Below are 20,719 nucleotides of genomic sequence, written 5' to 3' on the forward strand. Positions count from 1 at the left end.
GCGGATGCCCCGGCCCCGCGCGACCTGTAGACAGGCCCGCGACCGGGCCGCGGCCCGGACCGCAAGGGAGTAATCCATGCCCGTTACCGATATCGCCGAACACGCCGATCGCCGCATCCTCGTCCTCGACGGGGCGATGGGGACGATGATCCAGGCGGAAAAGCCCGACGAGGCGACCTACCGCGGCGAGCGTTTCGCCGACTGGTCGCAGGACGTGGGCGGCAACAACGAGCTTCTGTGCCTGACCGCGCCGGACATGATCCGCCGGATTCACACCGACTTTCTCGAGGCGGGGGCCGACATCGTCTGCACCAACACCTTCTCCGCCAACGTCATCAGCCAGGCGGACTACGCCATGGAGCATCTCGTGGGCGAGATGAACCGCGAGGCCGCGCGGCTCGCGCGCGAAGCGGCCGACGCCGCCGCGACGCCGGAGCGCCCGCGCTGGGTGGCCGGCGCGCTCGGGCCGACGAACCGCACCGCCTCGATCAGCCCGGACGTGAACGACCCGGGCTACCGCGCCATCACCTTCGACGATCTGGCCGAGGCCTACGGCGAGGCGGCGCGCGCGCTGATCGAGGGGGGCGTCGACCTGCTGCTCGTCGAGACGATCTTCGACACGCTGAACGCCAAGGCGGCCTTCTACGCCATCGACCTCCTGCGCGAGGAGATGGAGGTGCCGCCGCTGATGATCTCGGGCACGATCACCGACCGCTCGGGGCGCACGCTGACGGGCCAGACGCCGGAGGCGTTCTGGGTCTCGGTGAGCCACGCGCGGCCCTTCTCCGTCGGGCTCAATTGCGCGCTCGGCGCGGGGGAGATGCGCCCGCACGTCCGCGCGCTGTCGGATATCGCGGACACGCGCGTCTCGGCCTATCCGAACGCGGGGCTGCCGAATGAGATGGGCGGCTACGACGAGACCCCGGAAGAGACGGCGTCGCACCTCGGCGAATGGGCCGAGGCGGGGCTCGTCAACATCGTGGGCGGCTGCTGCGGCACCACGCCGGAGCACATCCGCGCCATCGCGCAGGCGGTGGAGGGCAAGCCGCCGCGCAAGATCCCCGAGACGGCCCGGCGGCTACAGCTCTCGGGGCTGGAAATCTTCGAAAAGGGGCAGGGGGCCGCGGCATGAGCACGGGCAGCTTCATCAACATCGGCGAGCGCACGAACGTCACCGGCTCCGCGAAGTTCAAGAAGCTGATCATGAACGATCAGTACGACGAGGCGCTGGAGGTCGCGCGTAATCAGGTCGAGAACGGCGCGCAGATCATCGACGTCAATATGGACGAGGGGCTGCTCGACGCCGAGAAGGCGATGCGCACCTTCCTCAACCTGATCGCGGCGGAGCCCGACATCTCCCGCGTGCCGGTCATGATCGACAGCTCGAAGTTCGAGGTGATCGAGGCGGGGCTGAAGTGCGTGCAGGGCCGCTCGGTCGTCAACTCGATCTCGCTCAAGGAGGGCGAGGCGGAGTTCCTCGAGCAGGCGCGGACCATCCGCCGCTTCGGCGCCGCGGTCGTCGTCATGGCCTTCGATGAGAACGGTCAGGCCGAGACCGCGCAGCACAAGTTCGAGATCTGCAAGCGCGCCTACGACCTGCTCACCGAGAAGGCCGGCTTCGCGCCGTGGGACATCATCTTCGACCCGAACATCTTCGCGGTCGCCACGGGCATCGAGGAGCACAACGACTACGCCAACGCCTTCTTCGAGGCGATCAAGCTGATCAAGGCGGAGATGCCGCACGCCCACATCTCGGGCGGGCTCTCGAACGTGTCGTTCTCGTTCCGGGGCAACAACCCGGTGCGCGAGGCGATGCACTCGTGTTTCCTCTACCACGCCATCCCGCTCGGCATGGACATGGCGATCGTCAACGCGGGGCAGATCACGGTCTACGACGACATCCCCGACGAGCTCCGCGAGCGGGTCGAGGACGTGTTGTTCAACCGCCGCGACGACGCGACCGACCGGCTTCTCGAGATCGCGGACAAGTACAAGGACTCCGGCGAGGCGCAGAAGAAGTCCGACCCGAAGTGGCGCGAGGCCCCGGTGGAGGAGCGGCTCTCCCACGCGCTGATCCACGGCATCACCGATCACGTCATCGACGACACCGAGGAGGCGCGGCAGAAGGCCGACAAGCCCCTCGAGGTGATCGAGGGCCCGCTCATGGACGGCATGAACGTCGTCGGCGAGCTCTTCGGCGAGGGCAAGATGTTCCTGCCGCAGGTGGTGAAATCCGCCCGCGTGATGAAGACGGCCGTGGGTCACCTCATCCCCTACATGGAGGAGGAGAAGCGCCTCTCGGGCGACACCTCCGCCAAGGGCAAGATCCTGCTCGCCACGGTGAAGGGCGACGTCCACGACATCGGCAAGAACATCGTCGGCGTCGTGCTCGCCTGCAACAACTACGACGTGGTGGACATGGGCGTGATGATCCCGACCGAGGACATCATCGCCAAGGCGAAGGAGGAGAACGTCGACGTGATCGGCCTTTCGGGTCTGATCACCCCCTCGCTCGACCGCATGGTCGAGGTCGCCTCCGAGATGACGCGCGCGGGCTTCGAGGTGCCGCTCCTGATCGGCGGCGCGACCACCTCCAAGAAGCACACGGCGATCAAGATCGCGCCGGAATACGAGCACGGCGTGGTGCATGTCGACGACGCCTCGCAGGCGGTGGGCGTGGTCTCGCGCCTGTTGTCGCAGGACCGCAAGCCGCAGTTCCTCGCCGAGGTGTCGGAGGAATACGGCAAACTCGCCGGCGGACAGGCGGGCCGGGCCGAGCGCCCCACCGTGCCGCTCGCCGCCGCGCGCGCCAACCCGGTCGATCCGGGCGATCACGTTCCCGAGACGCCCAACCAAACGGGGCTCATCCAGCTCGACGACCTGAAGGCCGAGGACTTCTTCGACTACATCGACTGGTCGCCCTTTTTCTGGACCTGGGAGATGCGCCAGACCTTCCCGGCGATCCTCGACGATCCCAACCGGGGCGAGACGGCGCGTGAGCTCTACGGTCATGCGCAGGACATGCTCGGCCGCATCGCCGAGGAGGGCTGGTTCTCGCCGCGCGCGGCGCTCGCGCTCTGGCCGGCCAACCGTGACGGCGACGACATCGTGATCTGGGCCGATGAGGACCGCCGGCGCGAGCGCGCGCGCTTCCGCATGCTGCGCCAGCAGACCGAGAAGCGGAAGGGCCGCGCCAATCACTGCCTCGCCGACTATGTGCTGCCGCATGGGCAGGACTGGATCGGCGGCTTCGCGGTCAACGCCGGGCCCGAGGTCCACGGCATCGCCGAGAGCTACAAGCAGGCCGGCAACGACTACGACGCGATCATGGTGCAGGCGCTCGCCGACCGCATCGCCGAGGCGATGGCCGAGGCCATGCACCAGCGCGTGCGCCGCGAGATCTGGGGTTACGCCGCCGACGAGACGCTCTCGAACGAAGAGCTCATCCGCGAGGGCTACCGTGGCATCCGGCCCGCGCCCGGCTACCCGGCCTGTCCCGAGCACACCGAGAAGCGCACGCTCTTCGACCTGCTCGACGCGCCGCGCACCGCCGGGCTCGAGCTCACCGAAAGCTGCGCGATGTGGCCCGCCGCGGCCGTGTCGGGCCTCTATTTCGCGCACCCGGAGGCCGCCTATTTCGGCGTCGGCCGCATCGGGCGCGATCAGGTCGAGGATTACGCCGCCCGCAAGGGCATGACCCTCGACGAGGCGGAGAGTTGGCTCGCGCCGAATCTCGCCTACACCCCCGGCGCCCCGCCGCTCAGGAAATCCGCCTGAGCGGCCGCGCCAGACCCCCGATCATCACAGGGAGATCGATCATCATGGCCAACACCTGGCTCTTCACCAGCGAATCCGTGTCCGAGGGGCACCCCGACAAGGTCTGTGACCGGATCTCGGACACGATCCTCGACGCCTACCTGCGCGAGGCGCCCGACGACGCCCGCGTGGCGGTCGAGGCGCTGGCGACGACCAACCACGTCACCGTGGCGGGCGAGGTGCGCGGACCCGACAGCGTGCTGCGCTCGGTCGAGGACCTGGTGCGCGAGGCGGTCAAGGACATCGGCTACGACCAGCTCGGCTTCGACTGGCGCAACGTTGAGGTGATCAACCGCCTGCACGCGCAGTCCGGCGACATCGCGCAGGGCGTGGACGAAGGCGACAAGGGCGAGGAAGGCGCCGGCGATCAGGGCATCATGTTCGGCTACGCCTGCAACGAGACCGAAGAGCTCATGCCCGCGCCGATCCAGTTCGCGCATCGCATCCTGCGCAACATGGCCGAGGACCGGAAGGCGGGCAAGCGCCCCGAGTTCGGCCCCGACGCCAAGAGCCAGGTGACGCTGAAGTACGAGGACGGCAAGCCGGTGGGCATCGACGCCGTGGTCGTCTCCACCCAGCACGACGAGGACGTGAGCAGCGACCAGGTGCGCGCGCTCGTCAAGCAGTACCTCGACGACGCGCTGCTCGAGGGCTGGACGGTGCCCGACGACCGCCTCTTCGTGAACCCGACCGGGCGCTTCGTCCTCGGCGGGCCCGAGGGGGACGCGGGCCTCACCGGCCGCAAGATCATCGTGGACACCTACGGCGGCGCGGCGCCGCACGGCGGCGGCGCCTTCTCCGGCAAGGACCCGACCAAGGTGGACCGCTCGGCGGCCTACGCCGCGCGCTATCTGGCGAAGAACGTCGTGGCCGCCGGCCTCGCCGACAAGTGCCAGATCCAGCTCGCCTACGCGATCGGCGTGCCGGAGCCGGTCGCCGTCTACGTCGAGACCTTCGGCACCGGCAAGGTCGATCAGGCCAAGCTCGGCGAGACTCTGCGCGAAATGGTGCGCCTGACGCCGCGCGGCATCCGCGAGCAGCTGGGCCTGCTGAAGCCGATCTACGCGCGCACCGCGGCCTACGGCCACTTCGGCCGGCCCACGGACGCCGACGGCGGCTTCGGCTGGGAGCGCACGGACCTCGCGCCGGAGCTCGCCCGCGCCTTCGGCCACTCGGTCGCCGCGGAGTGATCGCGCCGGCCGCGCGCCGGTGACACCGACCATCGGGGGCGTCGCGCATCGCGCGGCGCCCTCGGCATTTGCACCGGGGGCGCCGCGGTGCGACACCTGCGCCGACACCCCTTGGGAGGAGACGACATGCACGCAGCCGCCGCCGCACGCGCCGGGATCGAGGACGCCGGGCTCCTGCGCGACCGCGCGCTCGTCGCGGGCATCTGGATCGCGGGGACCGGGACCCTCGCCGTGACCGACCCCGCCACCGGGGAGGAGATCGGCACCATAGCCGCGCTCTCGGGCGAGCAGTCGGGCGAGGCGGTGGCCGCCGCCGACCGCGCCTTCGCCGACTGGGCCGGGCGGCTGCCGCAGGAGCGATCGGCCATCCTGCGCCGCTGGTTCGAGCTGATGACCGAGGCGCGCGAGGATCTGGCGCGGATCATGGTGCTCGAGCAGGGCAAGCCGCTTTCGGAGGCGCGCGGCGAGATCGACTACGCCGCCTCCTTCGTCGAGTTCTACGCCGAGGAGGCGAAGCGCCCCAACATCGAGGGCGTGACCTCGCATCTGCCCGACGCGGAGGTGGAGCTCTGGCTCGAGCCCGCGGGCGTCGCGGCGCTGGTGACGCCGTGGAACTTCCCCTCGGCGATGCTGACGCGCAAGGCCGCCGCGGCGCTCGCCGCGGGCTGCCCGGTGCTCGCCCACCCGTCCGCCGAGACGCCCTTCTCGGCGCTCGCGCTCGGCGTGCTCGCGGAGCGCGCGGGGCTCCCCGAGGGCGTGCTCAACATCGTCACCGGCGAGGCGCCCGAGGTCGTCGCGCCCTGGACCGCCGACGCGCGGGTGCGCGCGCTCTCGTTCACCGGCTCGACGGAGGTCGGGCGGCTTCTCTACCGGCAATCGGCCGAGACGGTGAAGCGGCTGGTCCTCGAGCTCGGAGGGCACGCGCCGGTGATCGTCTTCGCAGACGCCGATCTCGATCACGCGGTGGCCGAGACGCTCAAGGCGAAGTTCGCCACCTCCGGGCAGGACTGCCTCGGCGCGAACCGCATCTACGTCGAGCGCGGCATCTACGACGCCTTCGCCGCGCGCTTCACGGAGGCGGTCGCGGCGCTCAGCGTCGGCCCCGGCCTCGACGATCCCGACATCGGCCCGCTGATGAACGCCCGCGCCGTCGAGAAACAGGCCGCGCATGTCCGCGACGCGGTGGAGCAGGGCGCGCGCGTCCTCTGCGGGGGCGAGGGGCACGCCGCGGGCGATCTCTTCTACGCGCCGACGGTCCTCGCCGATGTGCCCGACACCGCGCGCATCATGGCCGAGGAGACCTTCGGCCCCGTCGCGCCGCTCACGCCCTTCGACGACGAGGCGGAGGTCGTCGCCCGCGCCAACGCGAGCGAATATGGCCTCGTCGCCTATGTCCACAGCCTCGACCCGCGGCGGATCTACCGCCTCTCTCGCGCGCTGCAGTTCGGCATGGTCGCGGTCAACCGCACCAAGGTCACCGGCGCGCCGATCCCCTTCGGCGGCATGAAGCAATCCGGCCTCGGCCGCGAGGGCGCGCGCCGCGGGATGGAGGAGTTCATGGAGATCAAATACGTCTGCCGCGACTGGCGCTGAGGCGCGGCTGTTCGCGGTGACCCGGCAACGCCATTCCGTCCGTCGACGCGCGCGCGGGTGAGTCTCGCGGGCTCAGGTCAGGGGCCCGCCACACTCCGCCCGGTCGTGAGAGCCGTCCGGCGCCCCCGATGCAGCCGGTCGTGAGGCGACCCGGCGCAGGCCGGGTGCAGGCGTCGCGCGCCGGTTAACCGGCGAAGGGGCGGCCCGGTGCCCGGCCCGGGGGTGCCCCCGGGCCGGGCCGTCGGTGTCAGGCCGCGCCGCGCCGGCGCTCAGGCCGCCTGACGGCGCTGGGGCTTGCGGCGGCGGCGGCGCTGCGGGGGCGCGGCCTTCTTCGGCTCGGGCCAGCGCGCGCCGCCGGCGGTCGCCACCGGCCCGCCGAGGAGCTTCTCGATCCCCGTGAGCGCCTCCATCTCGTCGGCCGCGCAGAGCGCGATCGCCTGCCCGTCCCGCCCGGCGCGCGCCGTGCGGCCGATGCGGTGCACGTAGGTCTCGGGCACCGTCGGCAGGTCGAAGTTGAAGACATGCGCGACGTCCGGAATGTCGAGCCCGCGCGCGGCGACGTCGGTCGCCACCAGCACGCGCGTGGCCCCGCGCCGGAACCCCTCGAGGGCGCGGTCGCGCTGGCCCTGGCTCTTGTTGCCGTGGATCGCCGCAGCGGCGAAGCCCGCGCGCTCGAGCTGTTTCGTCAGCCGGTCGGCGCCGTGCTTGGTGCGCGAGAAGACGAGTGCGCGGCCCTCGCCGGCCCCGCCCAGAAGCTCGACCAGCAGCGCCTGCTTGCCCTCGCGGGGGACGAAATGCACCGATTGCGCGACCTTGTCGGCCGCCTGTCCCGGCGGCGCGACCTCGACCCGGACGGGATCGCGCAGGTAGGTCCGCGAAAGCTCGGCCATCTGCGGCGGCATCGTGGCCGAGAACATCATCGTCTGGCGCTCGGCGGCGAGCATGCCCGCGATGCGGCGCAGCGCGTGGACGAAGCCGATGTCGAGCATCTGGTCCGCCTCGTCGAGCACCAGAAAGCGCGTCGCCGAGAGATCGACGGCCCGGCGCTCGGTCAGGTCGATCAGGCGGCCGGGCGTCGCCACGAGGATGTCGGTCCCGCGCGAGAGGCGCTGCGCCTGCCCGCCGATGGACTTGCCGCCCACCACGAGCGTCACGCGCAGGTCGTCGGTCAGCCCATCGAGGGTGGCCACGATCTGATTGGCGAGCTCCCGCGTCGGCGCGAGAACGAGGCCGCGCGCGGTGCGCGGCGCAGGCCGCGCGCGCTCGGCCGAGAGCGCGGTGACGAGGGGCAGGCCGAAGGCCGCCGTCTTGCCGGTGCCCGTCTGCGCGAGGCCGAGCACGTCGCGCCCGGCGAGCGCCTCGGGCACGGCCTGCTGTTGAATGGGGGTGGGCGTCTTGAGCCCGAGGCGGTCGAGCCGCGCGACGAGCCGGGCGTCGAGCCCGAGATCGGAAAAGGTCATCAGTCATCCTTGCCGGCGCATGCGTCCGGCGGGACCGCCGGGGAGGCCCGGGCGGCCGGTCCGCGCCCCCGGCGCCACCCGCGCGCCGGATTGCGCCGCGGACCCGCGAAGGCGTCGTCCCCCTGCGTGATCTGGGAAACAGCCGGTCGCGGCCCGGTGCGGGCGAAGGCCCGAATGCTCACGCGGCACGGCGGCGACCACCGTCCACATCGGCGGTCGGGGGGCGAAAGTCAAGCGCCGATGCGCCCGGCGCCGGAACGGCGGGCCTGTCGGCTGGACGCGGGGGCGGGGGGCGTGGTAGGCCTCACCCCATGTACGGCGTCGCCATCATCCGCTGCATCTGCATTCCCCGCTGACACCTTCGCGGCGGGCCGGTCTTCCTCGTTTCCAATCCACGACGACCCTGCTAAGCCCGCCGCGGCCCCACCGCGCGAGAGAGACAGGGCATGACCGAGATCCGCCTCACCAACACCCGCACCCGGACGAAGGAGCCCTTCGCGCCGATCGACCCGGACGACGTGCGGATGTACGTCTGCGGCCCCACCGTCTACGACCGCGCGCACCTCGGCAACGCGCGGCCGGCGGTGGTCTTCGACGTGCTCTACCGGCTCCTGCGTCACGTCTACGGGGCGGGCCACGTCAAATACGTGCGCAACATCACCGACGTCGAGGACAAGATCATCGACCGCGCGCGGGCGAACGGCGAGGCGATCGAGGATCTGACGCGGCGCACGACCGGGTGGTATCACGCGGACATGGACGCCCTCGGCGTGCTGCGCCCGAACGAGGAGCCGCACGCCACCGACTACGTCGCGCAGATGATCGCCATGATCGAGGCGCTGATTGCGCGCGGCTGCGCCTACGCGGCCGAGGGTCACGTGCTCTTCTCGGTGGCGAGCTTTCCCGACTACGGCGCGCTTTCCGGCCGGTCGGTCGAGGACATGATCGCCGGCGCCCGGGTGGAGGTCGCGCCCTACAAGCGCGACCCGATGGATTTCGTCCTCTGGAAGCCGTCCGCGGCCGACGAGCCCGGCTGGGAGAGCCCCTGGGGCCGGGGGCGGCCCGGCTGGCACATCGAGTGCTCGGCCATGTCCGAGGCGCTTCTGGGGGCGAGCTTCGACATCCACGGCGGCGGCGCGGACCTGATGTTCCCGCATCACGAGAACGAGGTGGCGCAGAGCTGCTGCGCGCATCCCGAGGGCAGTTTCGCCCGCTTTTGGCTGCACAACGAGATGCTGCTGGTCGAGGGCCGGAAGATGTCGAAGAGCCTCGGCAACTTCTTCACGGTGCGCGACCTTCTGGAGGGGCGGACGGAGTTCGGCCCCGTGACGGGGGAGGAGATCCGCCTCGCCTTCCTGCTGTCGCACTACCGCGCGCCGATGGACCTGAACGCCACCCGCGTCGAGACGGCGCGCGCGGTGCGCGCCGAGATCTGCGAGGCGCTCGGCAAGCGCGGCTCCGCGGCGCTCGCCGCGCGCGCACCCGGCGCGCCGATCGAGGCGGTGGTCGCGCGCCTCGCCGACGATCTGGACACGCCCGGCGCGCTCGCCGAGCTGCGGGGCTGGCTCGGGCTGAAGCGCAAGCAGATGACCGGGGAGGTGCTGGACCGGATCGTGGCGAGCCTCGACTTGCTCGGGCTCGACCTGCGCGGCGCGGCGAGCACGGGGGATTACGCGCGGCTTTACGACGCGGAGCCGGGTGCGCACGCCGACCCGGCCCTCGCCGCCTGCGAGGCGCGGCTCGCCGAGCTGCGCGCGGCGGCGAAACAGAGCGGGGATTTCGCCGAGGCCGACGCGCTCAAGGCGGGGCTCGTCGCGGCGGGCGTCGAGGTGCGCATCCTGCCGGCGGGGCCCTTCCTGATCCGGCAGGCGACCCATGACCCGGCGGCGGTGGCGCGGCTCGCCGCCACGGAGCGCGCCTGATGCGGGCGGCAGGGCCGGGGGCTTGCCGCCGCGGGTGCGGCGGCCGGGGGCGAGGGGGGCTGTCAGCCCCCCTCTTGGCCTGCGGCCAATTCACCCCCCGAGAGTATTTGGGCCAAGATGATGGGGCCTGCTGCCGCGAGCGGCGGGGAGCGTGATGCGCGAGCGGCTTTACCTTTACGACACGACGCTGCGCGACGGGCAGCAGACGCAGGGCGTGCAGTTCTCGGTCGCCGAGAAGGTGCGGATCGCGGAGGCGCTCGACGCGCTCGGGGTCGATTACATCGAGGGGGGCTGGCCGGGGGCCAATCCGACCGACAGCGCCTTTTTCGAGGCGGCGCCGGCGACGCGGGCGCGGATGACGGCCTTCGGCATGACCAAGCGCGCGGGCCGCTCGGCGGAGAACGACGACGTGCTCGCGCGGGTGCTGAACGCGGGCACCGGGACGGTCTGTCTCGTCGGCAAGGCGCATGCCTATCACGTGGAGCGCGCGCTCGGCATCACGCGCGAGGAGAACCTCGAGAGCATCCGCCGCTCGGTCGCGCATGTGGTGGCTGAGGGGCGCGAGGCGGTCTTCGACGCGGAGCATTTCTTCGACGGGCACGCCGTCGACCCGGCCTATGCGCGCGCCTGCGTGGCGGCGGCGCTGGAGGGCGGGGCGCGCTGGGTCGTGCTTTGCGATACGAACGGCGGCACGCTGCCCGGCGGCATCGCGCGGGCGGTCGAGGCGGTGATCGCGGGCGGCGTGCCGGGGGAGCGGCTCGGCATCCACACCCACGACGATACGGAGACCGCGGTGGCCGGCAGCCTCGCCGCGGTGGAGGCGGGGGTGCGGCAGGTTCAGGGCACGCTCAACGGGCTCGGCGAGCGCTGCGGCAACGCCAACCTCACCGCGCTGATCCCGACGCTCGCGCTCAAGGCGCCGTGGTGCGAGCGCTTCGAGACGGGGGTGAGCGCGGGCGCGCTCGAGGGGCTCACGCGGACGAGCCGCATGCTCGACGAGACGCTGAACCGCGTGCCACGCCGGCAGGCGGCCTATGTCGGCGCCTCGGCCTTCGCGCACAAGGCGGGGCTGCACGCGAGCGCGATCCTGAAGGACCCGGCGACCTACGAGCACGTCGATCCGGCGCGCGTGGGCAACGCGCGCGTGGTGCCGATGTCGAACCAGGCGGGGCTCTCGAACCTGCGCGGACGGCTCGCGGAGGCCGGGCTGGAGGTGGCGCGCGACGATCCCGCGCTGCCGCGCATCCTCGAGGAGGTGAAGGCGCGCGAGGCGCAGGGGTACTCCTACGACACCGCGCAGGCGAGCTTCGAGGTCCTCGCGCGGCGCGCGCTTGGTCGGCTGCCCGACTTCTTCGAGGTGAAGCGCTACAAGGTCACCGTCGAGCGGCGCAAGAACAAGCACGACCGGATGGTGAGCCTCTCGGAGGCGGTGGTCGTGGTGAAGGTGGACGGCGAGAAAAAGCTCTCGGTGAGCGAGTCGATGGACGCCGCGGGCGGCGACCGCGGCCCGGTCAACGCGCTCGCCCGGGCGCTGGCCAAGGACCTCGGGCCGTATCAGCCCGCGATCGACGACATGCGCCTCGTCGATTTCAAGGTGCGCGTGACGCAGGGAGGCACTGAGGCCGTCACCCGCGTGATGATCGACAGCGAGGACGGGCATGGCCGGCGGTGGTCCACCGTCGGCGTCTCGGCCAATATCGTCGACGCGAGCTTCGAGGCGCTGCTCGACGCGATCGTCTGGAAGCTCTCGCGCGACGCGCCGGCGCCGGGCTGACCGGGTGTCGGCCCCGGGCCGGCGCGCTAGGTCCACGCCCGGGCAAGGAGGACCGCGGATGGCATGGCTCGCACTGATCGTCTCCGGGGGGCTGGAGGTCGTCTGGTCTACGGCGCTGAAGCTTTCGGACGGGCTGACGCGGCCGGTCTGGATCGCGGTGATGATCCCGGCGATGGTCGCGGGCTTCTGGCTTCTGGCCTACGCGATGCGGGCGATCGACCTCGGCACCGCCTACCCGGTCTGGGTGGGCATCGGCGCGGTGGGCGCGGTGCTCGTCGGCGCGCTCTGGCTCGGCGAGGCGCTGACGCCGCTCCGCATCGCGAGCGTGGGGCTGATCCTCGCCGGGATCGCCGGCCTCAGGGTCGCGGGCTGAGCGGCGTGGCGGGGCGCGACGATCTCGGCGCCTGCGCGGAGCTGGTGCGCCGCGGCGACCCGGACCGCTTCCGCGCGGCGATGGCGGCGCGGCCGTCCGCGCGCGGCGTGCTCTTTCCGCTCTACGCCTTCAACCTCGAGGTGGCGCGCGCGCCCTGGGTCGTCTCGGAGCCGATGCTCGCCGAGATCCGCCTGCAATGGTGGCGCGAGGCGCTCGAGGAGATCGCGGAGGGCCAGCCGGCGCGGCGCCACGAGGTGGTGCAGCCGCTCGCCCGCGCGCTCGACGCGGAGGGCGCGCGGCTGCTCGACACGCTGGTCGCGGCGCGGCGCGCGGACCTCGAGCGCGCGCCCTTCGCCGACGAGGCGGCGCTCTGGGACTATCTCGACGCGACGGCGGGCACGCTCCACTGGGTCGCGGCGCGCGCGCTCGGCGCGGCCGAGGAGGACGTCGTGCGCGCGGCCGGACAGGCGCAGGGGCTCGCCGCGTGGCTCTCGGCGGTGCCCGAGCTCGAGGCGCGGGGGCGGCTGCCCCTGCCCGACGGCCGGGGCGAGGCGGTCGCGCGCCTCGCGAAGGAGGGGCTCGGCCGGCTCGGACAGGCGCGCAAGCGCCGGGCGGCGGTCTCGCGCGAGGCGCGGGCGGCGCTCATCGACTTGGCGGGCAGCGCCGCGATCCTCGCGCGCGCCGCGGCCGCGCCCGCCCGCGTGGCCGAGGGCCGGCTCGCGCCCAACCCGCTGCGCGAGCGCCTCGCGCTGATCGCGGCGGCCTCTGGGCGCTGGTGAGCCGCGCGCTCACAGCTTGCGGATCTTGAGCCGCGTGAGGCGGTTGTCCTTGCGCCCGGCCACCTCGAAGCGGAAGCCGTGGAAGGAAAAGACCTGACCCACGGTGGGGATCGTCTGCGCCTCGTGGATGACGAGGCCGGCGACGGTGTTGGCCTCCTCGTCGGGCAGCGCCCAGTCGGTCGCGCGGTTCAGGTCGCGGATCGTCATCGCGCCGTCCACGAGGAAGCTGCCGTCGTCGGCCTTGCGCACCGGCATGTCGGCGGCCGGGTCGAACTCGTCGGTGATCTCGCCCACGATCTCCTCGAGGATGTCCTCGAGGGTGATCAGCCCCTCGAGCGAGCCGTATTCGTCCACCACCAGCGCGAAATGGGTGCGCCGGCGCAGGAACTGGCGCATCTGGTCGTCGAGCGTCGTGGTGTCGGGGACGAAATAGGGGGTCATGGAGACCTCGGAGAGGTCGAACTCGGCGAGCACCTCGGCGAGCCCCACCTCGCGCTCGGCGGCCTCCATCCGGCGGTAGAGCGCGCGCAGCAGGTCCTTGGCGTGGATCACGGCGACGATGTTCTCGGGGTCGTTCTCGTAGACCGGCAGGCGGGTGTGGCTGCTCTCGAGGCACTGGCGCAGGATCTCGGCGGGTTCGGCGTGGGCGTCGAGCATCTCGATGCGGGAGCGGTGCAGCATGATCTCCTCGACCGTGCGTTCGCCGAGGTCGAGCGCGCCGAGGATGCGGTCGCGGTCCTCCTTCTCGACGGCGCCTTCGGCATGGCCGAGCTGCAGCGCGCCGACGATCTCCTCGCGCACGGCGAGGATGTGGCTGTCGGGGTCGGTCTGCACGCCGAAGAGCCGCAGGATGCCGCGCACGAGGAGGCGCACGGCGCCCACCACCGGCGCGAAGAGCTGCACCACGAGGCGGATCACCGGCGCGACGAGGGAGGCCGCCGCCTCGGCGTTGGTGATCGCGTAGGTCTTGGGCAGCACCTCGGCGAAGATCAGCACCAGGAGCGTCATCACCAGCGTCGCGAGCGCCACGCCCGATTCCCCGAAGAGCTGAGTGAAGAGCGCCGTGGCGAGCGAGGCGGCGAGGATGTTGACGAGGTTGTTGCCGAGCAGCACGGAGCCGATCAGGCGCTCGTTGTCCTCGGTGATCCGAAGCGCGAGCGCGGCGCCCTTCGAGCCCTTGTCGGCGCGCGAGCGCAGCTTCCCGCGCGAGGCGGCCGTCAGCGCCGTCTCGGAGCCGGAGAAGAAGCCCGACATGACGAGCAGCAGAAGGATCGCCCCGCCGGTCAGCCAGAGGGCGCCGTCGATCGCGGTCTGTGAGGGGTCCATGGGTGGGGTCCGTGGTTGATCGCTGTCGATTGGTTATGCGGGGCGCCGGGCGGCGGGATCAAGCCTCGCGCGAGAGGGGATGATGGGTCAGCACGAGCGCGCGCAGCCGCGCGTCGAGGACATGCGTGTAGATCTCGGTCGTCGAGAGATCGGCGTGGCCCAGAAGCGTCTGGATCGCGCGCAGGTCCGCGCCGCCCTCCAGAAGATGCGTGGCGAAGGCGTGGCGCAGCGTATGCGGCGAGACCTTTCCGGGGTCGATCCCGGCCGCGCGGCAGAGCTCCTTGACGATGCCCCAGAAACGGTGGCGCGTCAGGTGCCCCGCCTTGCCCCGCGACGGAAAGAGGAAGCGCGAGGGCGCCCGGCGCGCGGCGCGGGCGGCCTCGGCCTCTGCCGCGTCGCGGCGGGCGAGCCAGTCGGCGAGCGCGGCGCGCGCGCCCGGCGAGAGCGGCACCATCCGCTCGCGCCCGCCCTTGCCGCGCACGAGCAGCATCCGCGGATCGCCGCGCGCGGCCTCCGCGGGCAGGGACACGAGCTCGCTCACCCGCATGCCGGTGGCGTAGAGAAGCTGCATCAGGCAGCGCGTGCGCGCGCGGTCGTCCTCCGTCCGGCCATGCGCCTCGGCCGCGGCGAGGAGCGCGTCCACCTGCGCGTGCTCCAGCGTCGCGGGCAGGCTCCGCCGCTTGCCGGGCCCGCGCAGCGCCGCCGCCGGATCGTCGCCCCGCCAGCCCTCGGAGAAGGCGAAGCGGTAGAGCTGCCGGATCGCCGAGAGCCGGCGCGCGCGGGTGGACTGCGCGAGGCCCTCGGCCTCGCAGTCGGCGAGGTAGCCCTCGATCTCGCCCCGCCCCGCGGTAGCGAAGGACCCGCCCCGCGCCGCGAGCCAGCGTGCGAAGGCGGCGAGGTCGCGCCCGTAGCCCGCCCGCGTGTTCTCCGCCGCGCCGGCCTCGGCCGCCTGCGCCTCGAGAAAGGCGTCGATCCAGCGCGCGTCGCTCATCGCCCGGGCCCCAGCAGCAGCGCCTCGAGGCCCGCGCGCCGCGCGATATCCTCGAGCCCCACCGCGCGGAAGGTGGCGAGCGCATCCGCCAGATCGGGCAGATCGCCCGCGCGCCCCGCGCCGTAGAGCCGCATTGCTTCGAGGATCGCCTCGCCGAGGCGCCCGGCCTCGATCATGCGGGCGAGCCGGGCCGGCGGGGCGGCGGCGAAGCCACGCGCGACCGCCTCTGCGCGCGCGTCGGGCGCGGCGGCCCGCTCCGGCGTGCCGGCGGCGAGCGCGGCGAGGAAGCGGTCGCGCGCGCTTTCGGGCGTGACGCGCCGCGCGAGGCGCTCGTAGTCGGGCGACAGCAGCGCGGCCTCGAAGGCGACCTCGCGCGCGCGGCGTGAGAGCGGCAGCGTCGCCAGTTCGGCCGCGAAGAGCCGCGCGAAGGGCGCGCCCAGACCGGCCTCCCGCATCAGCGGCCAGGCGTCGCGCAGCGCGTGGCCCGCCGCCTCCGCGTCTCCCGCGGCGAGCGCCGCGTCCACCGCCTGCACCGCCGCGACCCGGGTCCAGAGACCGCCGGAGGCGGCCGGCGCGCGCGCCGTGTAGATGCCGAGCAGGCGGTTCTCCGAGACCGCGCCCACCCGCGCGAGCCGTTCCGCCGCGGCGATCTGCGCGCGCCAGCCCGCGTCCCCGTCGAGCGCCATGACCGCGAAGCGCCGCGCCAGCGCCGAGACGGGCAGGGGCGCGCCCACCGCCTCGCGCAGGCGCACCTCGAGCGGCGAGGGATCGGGGGAGGGCGGCAGCTCCGGCCCCTTCGCGCCGGAGGGGTCGAGGAACCGGGCGAGCAGGTCGCCCATCGGCTCGCCGATCGCCCCGAGCGCACGCGCCGCGTCCAGCGTCGAGGCCGCGGCCGCCCAGTCGCCCCCCCGCGCGAGGCAGAAGACGCGCGGCGCGAGATCCGGCGACAGCGTCATCTCCGCGCGGAGCGCCGCGCAGGGCGCCGACGCGTCGCCCAGCAGGAGCGAGAGGTCGAACCAGCGCGCGAAGAGCGCCGGTGTCGCGGCGCCCGCGCGCGCGACGAGCGCCTCGGCCGGGGCGACGGCGCCGAGCTCGGCCAGCGTGTCGAGCCGCGCGCGCAGGAGCCGCGCCTCGGGGCCGGCGCCGGCGGGCGGCAGCGCCTCGGCGAGCAGGAGCGCATAAAGGAGCTCCTGCATCGCCGGCTGACGGGACACGCGCTGCGCCCCGACGAGGCGCACCAGATCCCCGGCGCGGCTTTCGGACCAGAGCGTCGGCGGAAAGCCGGTCACGCGCGGCGGGAGAAGCCCGACGGCGTCGGCGGCCGGTCCCTCGCGGAGCGGGCGCACGCGCACCTCCGGCACGCCGGCGCTGTCGGCCACCGGCGGCGCACCCGCGCGCGGCGCGTCGCGCCCCTGCCGCTCCAGCCATTCGATCGCCGAGAGCGGCGCGCCCTCGCCGAGCTGCGCCCCGGCCGGCAGCGGCGCCAGCGCGAGCGCCGCGATCAGCGCGAGGCCGCGCGCGGCCCGCTCACTCCACATCGATCGCGACGGGCGCGCGCACTTCCTCGCGCGGGGCGGAGAAATCGGCGCCGAAATAGGGGCCGATGTAGGCATAGGCCACGAGCGCCACGGCGCCGAGCGCCGCGAGATAGACCAGCCACTTGAGGATCCGCCACATCTTCGCCTGTCCTGCCCGTTTTCGCTTCTTATATACCGCCCGCCGTCCGAGTTCACGTCCTTCCACGCGAGCGATTGACATTTCCCGGCGGCCCGGCCGACTTGGGGGCGATGGGATGGCACCTCAAGAAGACCGTCGCGATGGTCGGCATGATGGGCGCGGGCAAGACGGCCGTGGGCCGCGTCGTCGCGCAGCGCCTCGGCGTGGCCTTCCTCGACTCCGACGCCGAGATCGAGCGCGCCGCGAACATGACCGTGGCCGAAATCTTCGCGCGCGACGGCGAGGGGTTCTTCCGCGCCAAGGAGACGCAGGTGCTGAGCCGGCTGCTCGACGGGCGGCCCTGCATCCTGTCCACCGGCGGGGGCGTGTTCCTCGCGGAGGCGAATCGCGCCGCCATCGCCGCGCGCGGCGTCGCCGTCTGGCTGAAGGTGCCCGCCGAGGTGCTCTGGGAGCGGGTGCGCCACGGCGAGGGCCGGCCCCTCCTCGCCACGCCCGATCCGCGCGCGACGCTGGAGCGTCTTCTCGCCGAGCGCGCGCCGGTCTATGCGAGGGCCGAGCTGACCGTGGAGGCCGGCCCCGGCTGCAGCGTCGAGGCGACGGCCGAGCGGGTGATCGCCGCGCTTCTGACGCGGCCCGACGTGCTGGAGGCGCGATGACCATCGAAACCGTGCATGTCGCGCTTGGCGCGCGCAGCTACGACATCCGTATCGGCGTCGGGCTCCTCGCCCGCGCGGGCGAGGAGATCGCGCCGCTCCTCGCGCGGCCGCGCGTCTGGATCCTCGCCGACGCGGCGGTGGCCGAGCGCCACGGCGCGACGCTGTCCGCCGGGCTGGAGGCCGCGGGGATCGCCGCGCGCACGCTCGCCGTGCCGCCGGGCGAGGCCAGCAAGAGCTGGGACCGCCTGCGCGAGGTGGTCGAATGGCTGCTCGCCGAGCGGGTGGAGCGGCGCGACGTGGTGATCGCGCTCGGCGGGGGCGTGATCGGCGATCTGGTGGGCTTCGCCGCCGCGATCCTGCGCCGCGGCGTGCGCTTCGTGCAGGTGCCGACGACGCTTTTGGCGCAGGTCGACAGCTCCGTGGGCGGCAAGACCGGGATCAACACGGCGCAGGGCAAGAACCTCGTCGGCGCCTTCCATCAGCCGAGCCGCGTGCTCGCCGATATCGAGGCGCTCGAGACGCTGCCGCCGCGCGATCTGCTGGCGGGCTACGGCGAGGTGGCGAAATACGGGCTGCTGGGCGACGCGGATTTCTTCGCGTGGCTCGAGGCGACGGGCCCGGCCCTCGCCGCCGGCGACGCGGATGCGCGGGTGGAGGCGGTGCGTCGCTCCTGCGCGATGAAGGCCGGGATCGTCGCGCGCGACGAGACCGAGCAGGGCGAGCGCGCGCTGCTGAACCTCGGGCACACCTTCGGCCACGCGCTCGAGGCGGCGACGGGCTATTCCGACCGCCTCTTGCACGGCGAGGGGGTCGCGGCGGGCTGCACGCTGGCCTTCGAGCTTTCCGCGCGGCTCGGGCTCTGTCCGCAGGAGGACCCCTCGCGCGTGCGCGCGCATTTCCGCGCGATGGGTATGGTGACCGACCTCGCCGACATCCCCGGGCCGCTGCCGGACGCCGGGGGGCTGATCGCGCTGATGGCGCAGGACAAGAAGGTTATGGACGGGCGGCTGCGCTTCGTCCTCGCGCGGGGGATCGGGGAGGCCTTCGTGGCCGAGGACGTGCCCGAGGCCGACCTGCGCGCCGTGCTGGAGGCCGCGCTCGCCGCGCGCTGAGGCGGGGGGGCCGCAGGCCGCACGGGCAGGGCGGGTCCGCCGGTCCCGGCGGCCGTGGATGAGAGCCGGGCGAGCGGCTCCTGTTCGGGATCTCGGCGGTGGTCTCGCAGGCCGCCCGGAGCGATCGGGGGCAGAGACCGCTGGCCGCCGCCTCAGTGCGCGACGTCGCGCAGCAGAGGCACAGGCGTCGTGAAGGGCGCGGTTCGGACCGTGGGTCGCACCGGCCGGAGCGGGGCGCGCGATTTGGGTTTGGCCGAGCCGGGGCGGGAGGACCGGGCCGTCGCGGCTAACGCTCAGCGGCCGCGGCGGCCGTTCAGGACCATGAGCTCGCCGAGGTTCTCGCGCGTGACGTAGCCGATGAGGTAGCCGCCCTCGCGCACCACGGCGACCGCCGGCGCGTTCTGGCGGTGCATCGCATCGAAGACCGTCTCGAGCCCGGTGGCGAGGCTGACGGCCGGGATGTCGGTCTGCATGACCTCGGTGACACGTCGGGTGGCGTGGCCCTCCGCACTTTCCTGAAAGATGGCGTTGCGCGTGAGCACGCCGAGGAGCCGCCCCTCAGCGTCGAGCACCGGAAATTCGCCCTGCGTGGTGCGGATGAGCGCCTTGCCGGCAGCGCCCACCGTGTCCTCGGGCGAGAGGCTGTCGAAGGTGGTGATCATCGCGTCGCGCGCCTGCATGCGGCGGGCGAGATCGCGCATGGCCACGTCGTTGCTCTCCGCGCCCGCGGCGATGAAGACGAAGAAGGCGATCAGCAGGAGCACCGGGTTGCCGCCGACGAGGCCGAGAAGGCCGAGCCCGAAGGCCAGCGCCTGCCCGGCGTAGGCGGCGATGCGGGTGGCCTGCACCCGGTCGGTGACGGCGGAGAGCGCGGCGCGCAGGACCCGCCCGCCGTCCATCGGGAAGGCCGGCAGCAGGTTGAAGACCGCGATGAAGAGGTTCACCGCGGCGAGCCGGGCGAGGAAGCTCGCCTCCGGATCGGCGAGGTTCTCGAGCGAGGCGGCCCAGGTCTCGGCCCCGAGGATCAGCACGAGCGCGGCCCAGATCACCACGTTGACCGCCGGGCCGGCGAGGGCGACGAGGATCTCCTGCCCGGGCTTCTCGGGCATCGCCTCCAGCCGGGCGAGCCCGCCGATGGGCAGGAGCGTCACGTCCGGCGTGCGGATGCCGTAGCGGCGCGCGGTGAGCGCGTGGCCGAACTCATGCGCGACGACGCAGGCGAAGAGCGCGCCCACGAAGAGGATGTTCTCGACCGCCGCCGGCCAGCCGCCGTCGGCCCAGGCCACGAGCCCCACCCAGAGGAGGAGCAGGAAGAAGGTGGCGTGCACCCGGAGTTCGGAGCCGAAGAGCCGACCGATGGAGAAGGACCATGTCATGCGGATGATCTAGGCACGCGCGGGGGCGAAGCAAAGGGCCCGGCGGCGGGGGAGGGGGGCTGTCTGCCCCCCTCTTGGCCTGCGGCCAATTCACCTCCCGAGAGTATTTGCGCCAAGATGATGGGGCGCCGGGCCGGCGCGGGCGTTCAGAAGGGGATTTCGTCGTCGTAGTCGCGCCCGCCGCCGCCGCCGCCCGAGGGGCCGCCGCCGCCGTAGCCGCCGTCGTCCGGCGGGCCGACGTAGCCGCCGCCACCGCCGCCGCCCCCGCCGCCGTCGCGGCTGTCGAGGAAGGTCATCTCGCCCGCGTAGGGGCGCAGGACGACCTCGGTCGAGTAGCGGTCCTGCCCGGACTGGTCCTGCCACTTGCGGGTCTCGAGCTTGCCCTCGAGATAGACCTTGGAGCCCTTGCGCAGGTATTGCTCGGCGAGGCGCACGAGCGCCTCGTTGAAGATGGCGACGCTGTGCCACTCGGTCTTCTCGCGGCGCTCGCCCGTGTTGCGGTCGCGCCATGTCTCGGAGGTGGCGACGCGCAGGTTGCAGACCTTGCCGCCGTTCTGGAAGGTCCGCACCTCCGGGTCGCGGCCGAGATTGCCGATCAGGATGACCTTGTTCACCGAGCCTGCCATTGCGTCCCTCCGAGCCTTTCGCTCTCTTACATCACCGCGTCGTGGTGA

15 protein-coding genes and 1 pseudogene are annotated in these 20,719 nt (G+C 73.0%); 9 read left to right on the forward strand and 7 right to left on the reverse strand.

What is annotated here, in order from left to right; genetic code table 11:
• Positions 1-76: 76 nt before the first annotated feature.
• The 3 genes and pseudogenes from metH to DRV84_RS06870 all read left to right on the forward strand — a co-directional run bounded on the left by metH (position 77) and on the right by DRV84_RS06870 (position 6,599).
• Positions 77-3,777 (forward strand): annotated as a pseudogene (metH, locus tag DRV84_RS06860) (methionine synthase).
• A gap of 41 nt (positions 3,778-3,818) precedes the next feature.
• Entirely contained in the window at positions 3,819-5,006 is a 1,188-nt protein-coding gene (gene metK / locus DRV84_RS06865; RefSeq protein WP_115979259.1) for a methionine adenosyltransferase, read from the forward strand.
• A gap of 126 nt (positions 5,007-5,132) precedes the next feature.
• Positions 5,133-6,599 carry an NAD-dependent succinate-semialdehyde dehydrogenase gene (locus tag DRV84_RS06870; RefSeq protein WP_115979149.1) on the forward strand — a complete coding sequence of 489 codons (1,467 nt, stop codon included), beginning with the start codon at positions 5,133-5,135 and terminating at the stop codon, positions 6,597-6,599.
• A 269-nt stretch (positions 6,600-6,868) separates the two neighbouring features.
• Here DRV84_RS06870 and DRV84_RS06875 read toward each other — a convergent pair whose 3' ends face one another.
• Positions 6,869-8,059: a DEAD/DEAH box helicase gene (locus DRV84_RS06875; RefSeq protein ID WP_115979150.1), complete on the reverse strand. Its 1,191-nt coding sequence runs from the start codon at positions 8,057-8,059 to the stop codon at positions 6,869-6,871.
• Positions 8,060-8,505: 446 nt separating this feature from the next.
• Between DRV84_RS06875 and cysS the strand changes: the two genes are divergently transcribed.
• The 4 genes from cysS to DRV84_RS06890 all read left to right on the forward strand — a co-directional run bounded on the left by cysS (position 8,506) and on the right by DRV84_RS06890 (position 12,907).
• Positions 8,506-9,981 carry a cysteine--tRNA ligase gene (gene cysS, locus DRV84_RS06880; protein ID WP_115979151.1) on the forward strand — a complete coding sequence of 492 codons (1,476 nt, stop codon included), beginning with the start codon at positions 8,506-8,508 and terminating at the stop codon, positions 9,979-9,981.
• Between the two features lie 151 nt (positions 9,982-10,132).
• The gene (cimA, locus tag DRV84_RS06885; protein WP_115979152.1) at positions 10,133-11,755 is read left to right on the forward strand and encodes a citramalate synthase; all 1,623 of its coding nucleotides are present in this window, start codon (positions 10,133-10,135) and stop codon (positions 11,753-11,755) included.
• Between the two features lie 58 nt (positions 11,756-11,813).
• Entirely contained in the window at positions 11,814-12,128 is a 315-nt protein-coding gene (locus DRV84_RS15770) for a DMT family transporter (protein WP_192881400.1), read from the forward strand.
• A gap of 5 nt (positions 12,129-12,133) precedes the next feature.
• Positions 12,134-12,907 carry a squalene/phytoene synthase family protein gene (locus DRV84_RS06890; RefSeq protein ID WP_192881401.1) on the forward strand — a complete coding sequence of 258 codons (774 nt, stop codon included), beginning with the start codon at positions 12,134-12,136 and terminating at the stop codon, positions 12,905-12,907.
• Between the two features lie 9 nt (positions 12,908-12,916).
• On the opposite strand, the gene DRV84_RS06895 is transcribed toward DRV84_RS06890, so the two are convergent.
• The 4 genes from DRV84_RS06895 to DRV84_RS15775 are packed head-to-tail and all read right to left on the reverse strand — an operon-like array spanning position 12,917 to position 16,901.
• Positions 12,917-14,233: an HlyC/CorC family transporter gene (locus DRV84_RS06895; RefSeq protein WP_115979154.1), complete on the reverse strand. Its 1,317-nt coding sequence runs from the start codon at positions 14,231-14,233 to the stop codon at positions 12,917-12,919.
• Between the two features lie 58 nt (positions 14,234-14,291).
• Positions 14,292-15,224: a tyrosine recombinase gene (locus DRV84_RS06900; RefSeq protein ID WP_115979155.1), complete on the reverse strand. Its 933-nt coding sequence runs from the start codon at positions 15,222-15,224 to the stop codon at positions 14,292-14,294.
• On the reverse strand, positions 15,221-16,762 hold the full coding sequence (locus DRV84_RS06905) for a hypothetical protein (RefSeq protein ID WP_239995011.1): 1,542 nt from the start codon (positions 16,760-16,762) through the stop codon (positions 15,221-15,223). Before DRV84_RS06905 ends, DRV84_RS06900 begins: the two co-directional genes overlap by 4 nt.
• Positions 16,752-16,901 (reverse strand): hypothetical protein, encoded by a 150-nt coding sequence (locus DRV84_RS15775; RefSeq protein WP_192881402.1) that lies wholly within the window; start codon positions 16,899-16,901, stop codon positions 16,752-16,754. The genes DRV84_RS06905 and DRV84_RS15775 overlap by 11 nt, the downstream gene beginning before the upstream one ends.
• A gap of 110 nt (positions 16,902-17,011) precedes the next feature.
• On the opposite strand from DRV84_RS15775, the gene DRV84_RS06910 reads away from it, so the two are divergent.
• Positions 17,012-17,557 (forward strand): shikimate kinase, encoded by a 546-nt coding sequence (locus DRV84_RS06910; protein ID WP_115979156.1) that lies wholly within the window; start codon positions 17,012-17,014, stop codon positions 17,555-17,557.
• Entirely contained in the window at positions 17,554-18,669 is a 1,116-nt protein-coding gene (gene aroB, locus DRV84_RS06915) for a 3-dehydroquinate synthase (RefSeq protein ID WP_115979157.1), read from the forward strand. The genes DRV84_RS06910 and aroB overlap by 4 nt, the downstream gene beginning before the upstream one ends.
• Positions 18,670-18,962: 293 nt before the next feature.
• Here the strand turns inward: aroB and DRV84_RS06920 are convergent, their stop codons facing one another.
• Together DRV84_RS06920 and ssb are read right to left on the reverse strand one after the other, a co-directional pair.
• Complete coding sequence (locus DRV84_RS06920) at positions 18,963-20,045, reverse strand: site-2 protease family protein (RefSeq protein WP_115979158.1); 1,083 nt, start codon at positions 20,043-20,045, stop codon at positions 18,963-18,965.
• A 146-nt stretch (positions 20,046-20,191) separates the two neighbouring features.
• Complete coding sequence (ssb, locus tag DRV84_RS06925; RefSeq protein WP_115979159.1) at positions 20,192-20,671, reverse strand: single-stranded DNA-binding protein; 480 nt, start codon at positions 20,669-20,671, stop codon at positions 20,192-20,194.
• Positions 20,672-20,719 lie beyond the last annotated feature (48 nt).

It is taken from the genome of Rhodosalinus sediminis, from assembly GCF_003385555.1.
Lineage (GTDB): Bacteria > Pseudomonadota > Alphaproteobacteria > Rhodobacterales > Rhodobacteraceae > Rhodosalinus > Rhodosalinus sediminis.

What these genes read in the sequence shown, in the direction of transcription:
- DRV84_RS15770 (WP_192881400.1), top strand. Translation starts at nt 11,814, where the DNA reads ATGGCATGGCTCGCACTGATCGTCTCCGGGGGGCTGGAGGTCGTCTGG.
- DRV84_RS06905 (WP_239995011.1), bottom strand. Translation starts at nt 16,762, where the DNA reads ATGTGGAGTGAGCGGGCCGCGCGCGGCCTCGCGCTGATCGCGGCGCTC.
- ssb (WP_115979159.1), bottom strand. Translation starts at nt 20,671, where the DNA reads ATGGCAGGCTCGGTGAACAAGGTCATCCTGATCGGCAATCTCGGCCGC.
- DRV84_RS06910 (WP_115979156.1), top strand. Translation starts at nt 17,012, where the DNA reads ATGGGATGGCACCTCAAGAAGACCGTCGCGATGGTCGGCATGATGGGC.
- DRV84_RS06895 (WP_115979154.1), bottom strand. Translation starts at nt 14,233, where the DNA reads ATGGACCCCTCACAGACCGCGATCGACGGCGCCCTCTGGCTGACCGGC.
- DRV84_RS06875 (WP_115979150.1), bottom strand. Translation starts at nt 8,059, where the DNA reads ATGACCTTTTCCGATCTCGGGCTCGACGCCCGGCTCGTCGCGCGGCTC.
- aroB (WP_115979157.1), top strand. Translation starts at nt 17,554, where the DNA reads ATGACCATCGAAACCGTGCATGTCGCGCTTGGCGCGCGCAGCTACGAC.
- DRV84_RS06900 (WP_115979155.1), bottom strand. Translation starts at nt 15,224, where the DNA reads ATGAGCGACGCGCGCTGGATCGACGCCTTTCTCGAGGCGCAGGCGGCC.
- DRV84_RS15775 (WP_192881402.1), bottom strand. Translation starts at nt 16,901, where the DNA reads ATGTGGCGGATCCTCAAGTGGCTGGTCTATCTCGCGGCGCTCGGCGCC.
- cysS (WP_115979151.1), top strand. Translation starts at nt 8,506, where the DNA reads ATGACCGAGATCCGCCTCACCAACACCCGCACCCGGACGAAGGAGCCC.
- DRV84_RS06920 (WP_115979158.1), bottom strand. Translation starts at nt 20,045, where the DNA reads ATGACATGGTCCTTCTCCATCGGTCGGCTCTTCGGCTCCGAACTCCGG.
- DRV84_RS06870 (WP_115979149.1), top strand. Translation starts at nt 5,133, where the DNA reads ATGCACGCAGCCGCCGCCGCACGCGCCGGGATCGAGGACGCCGGGCTC.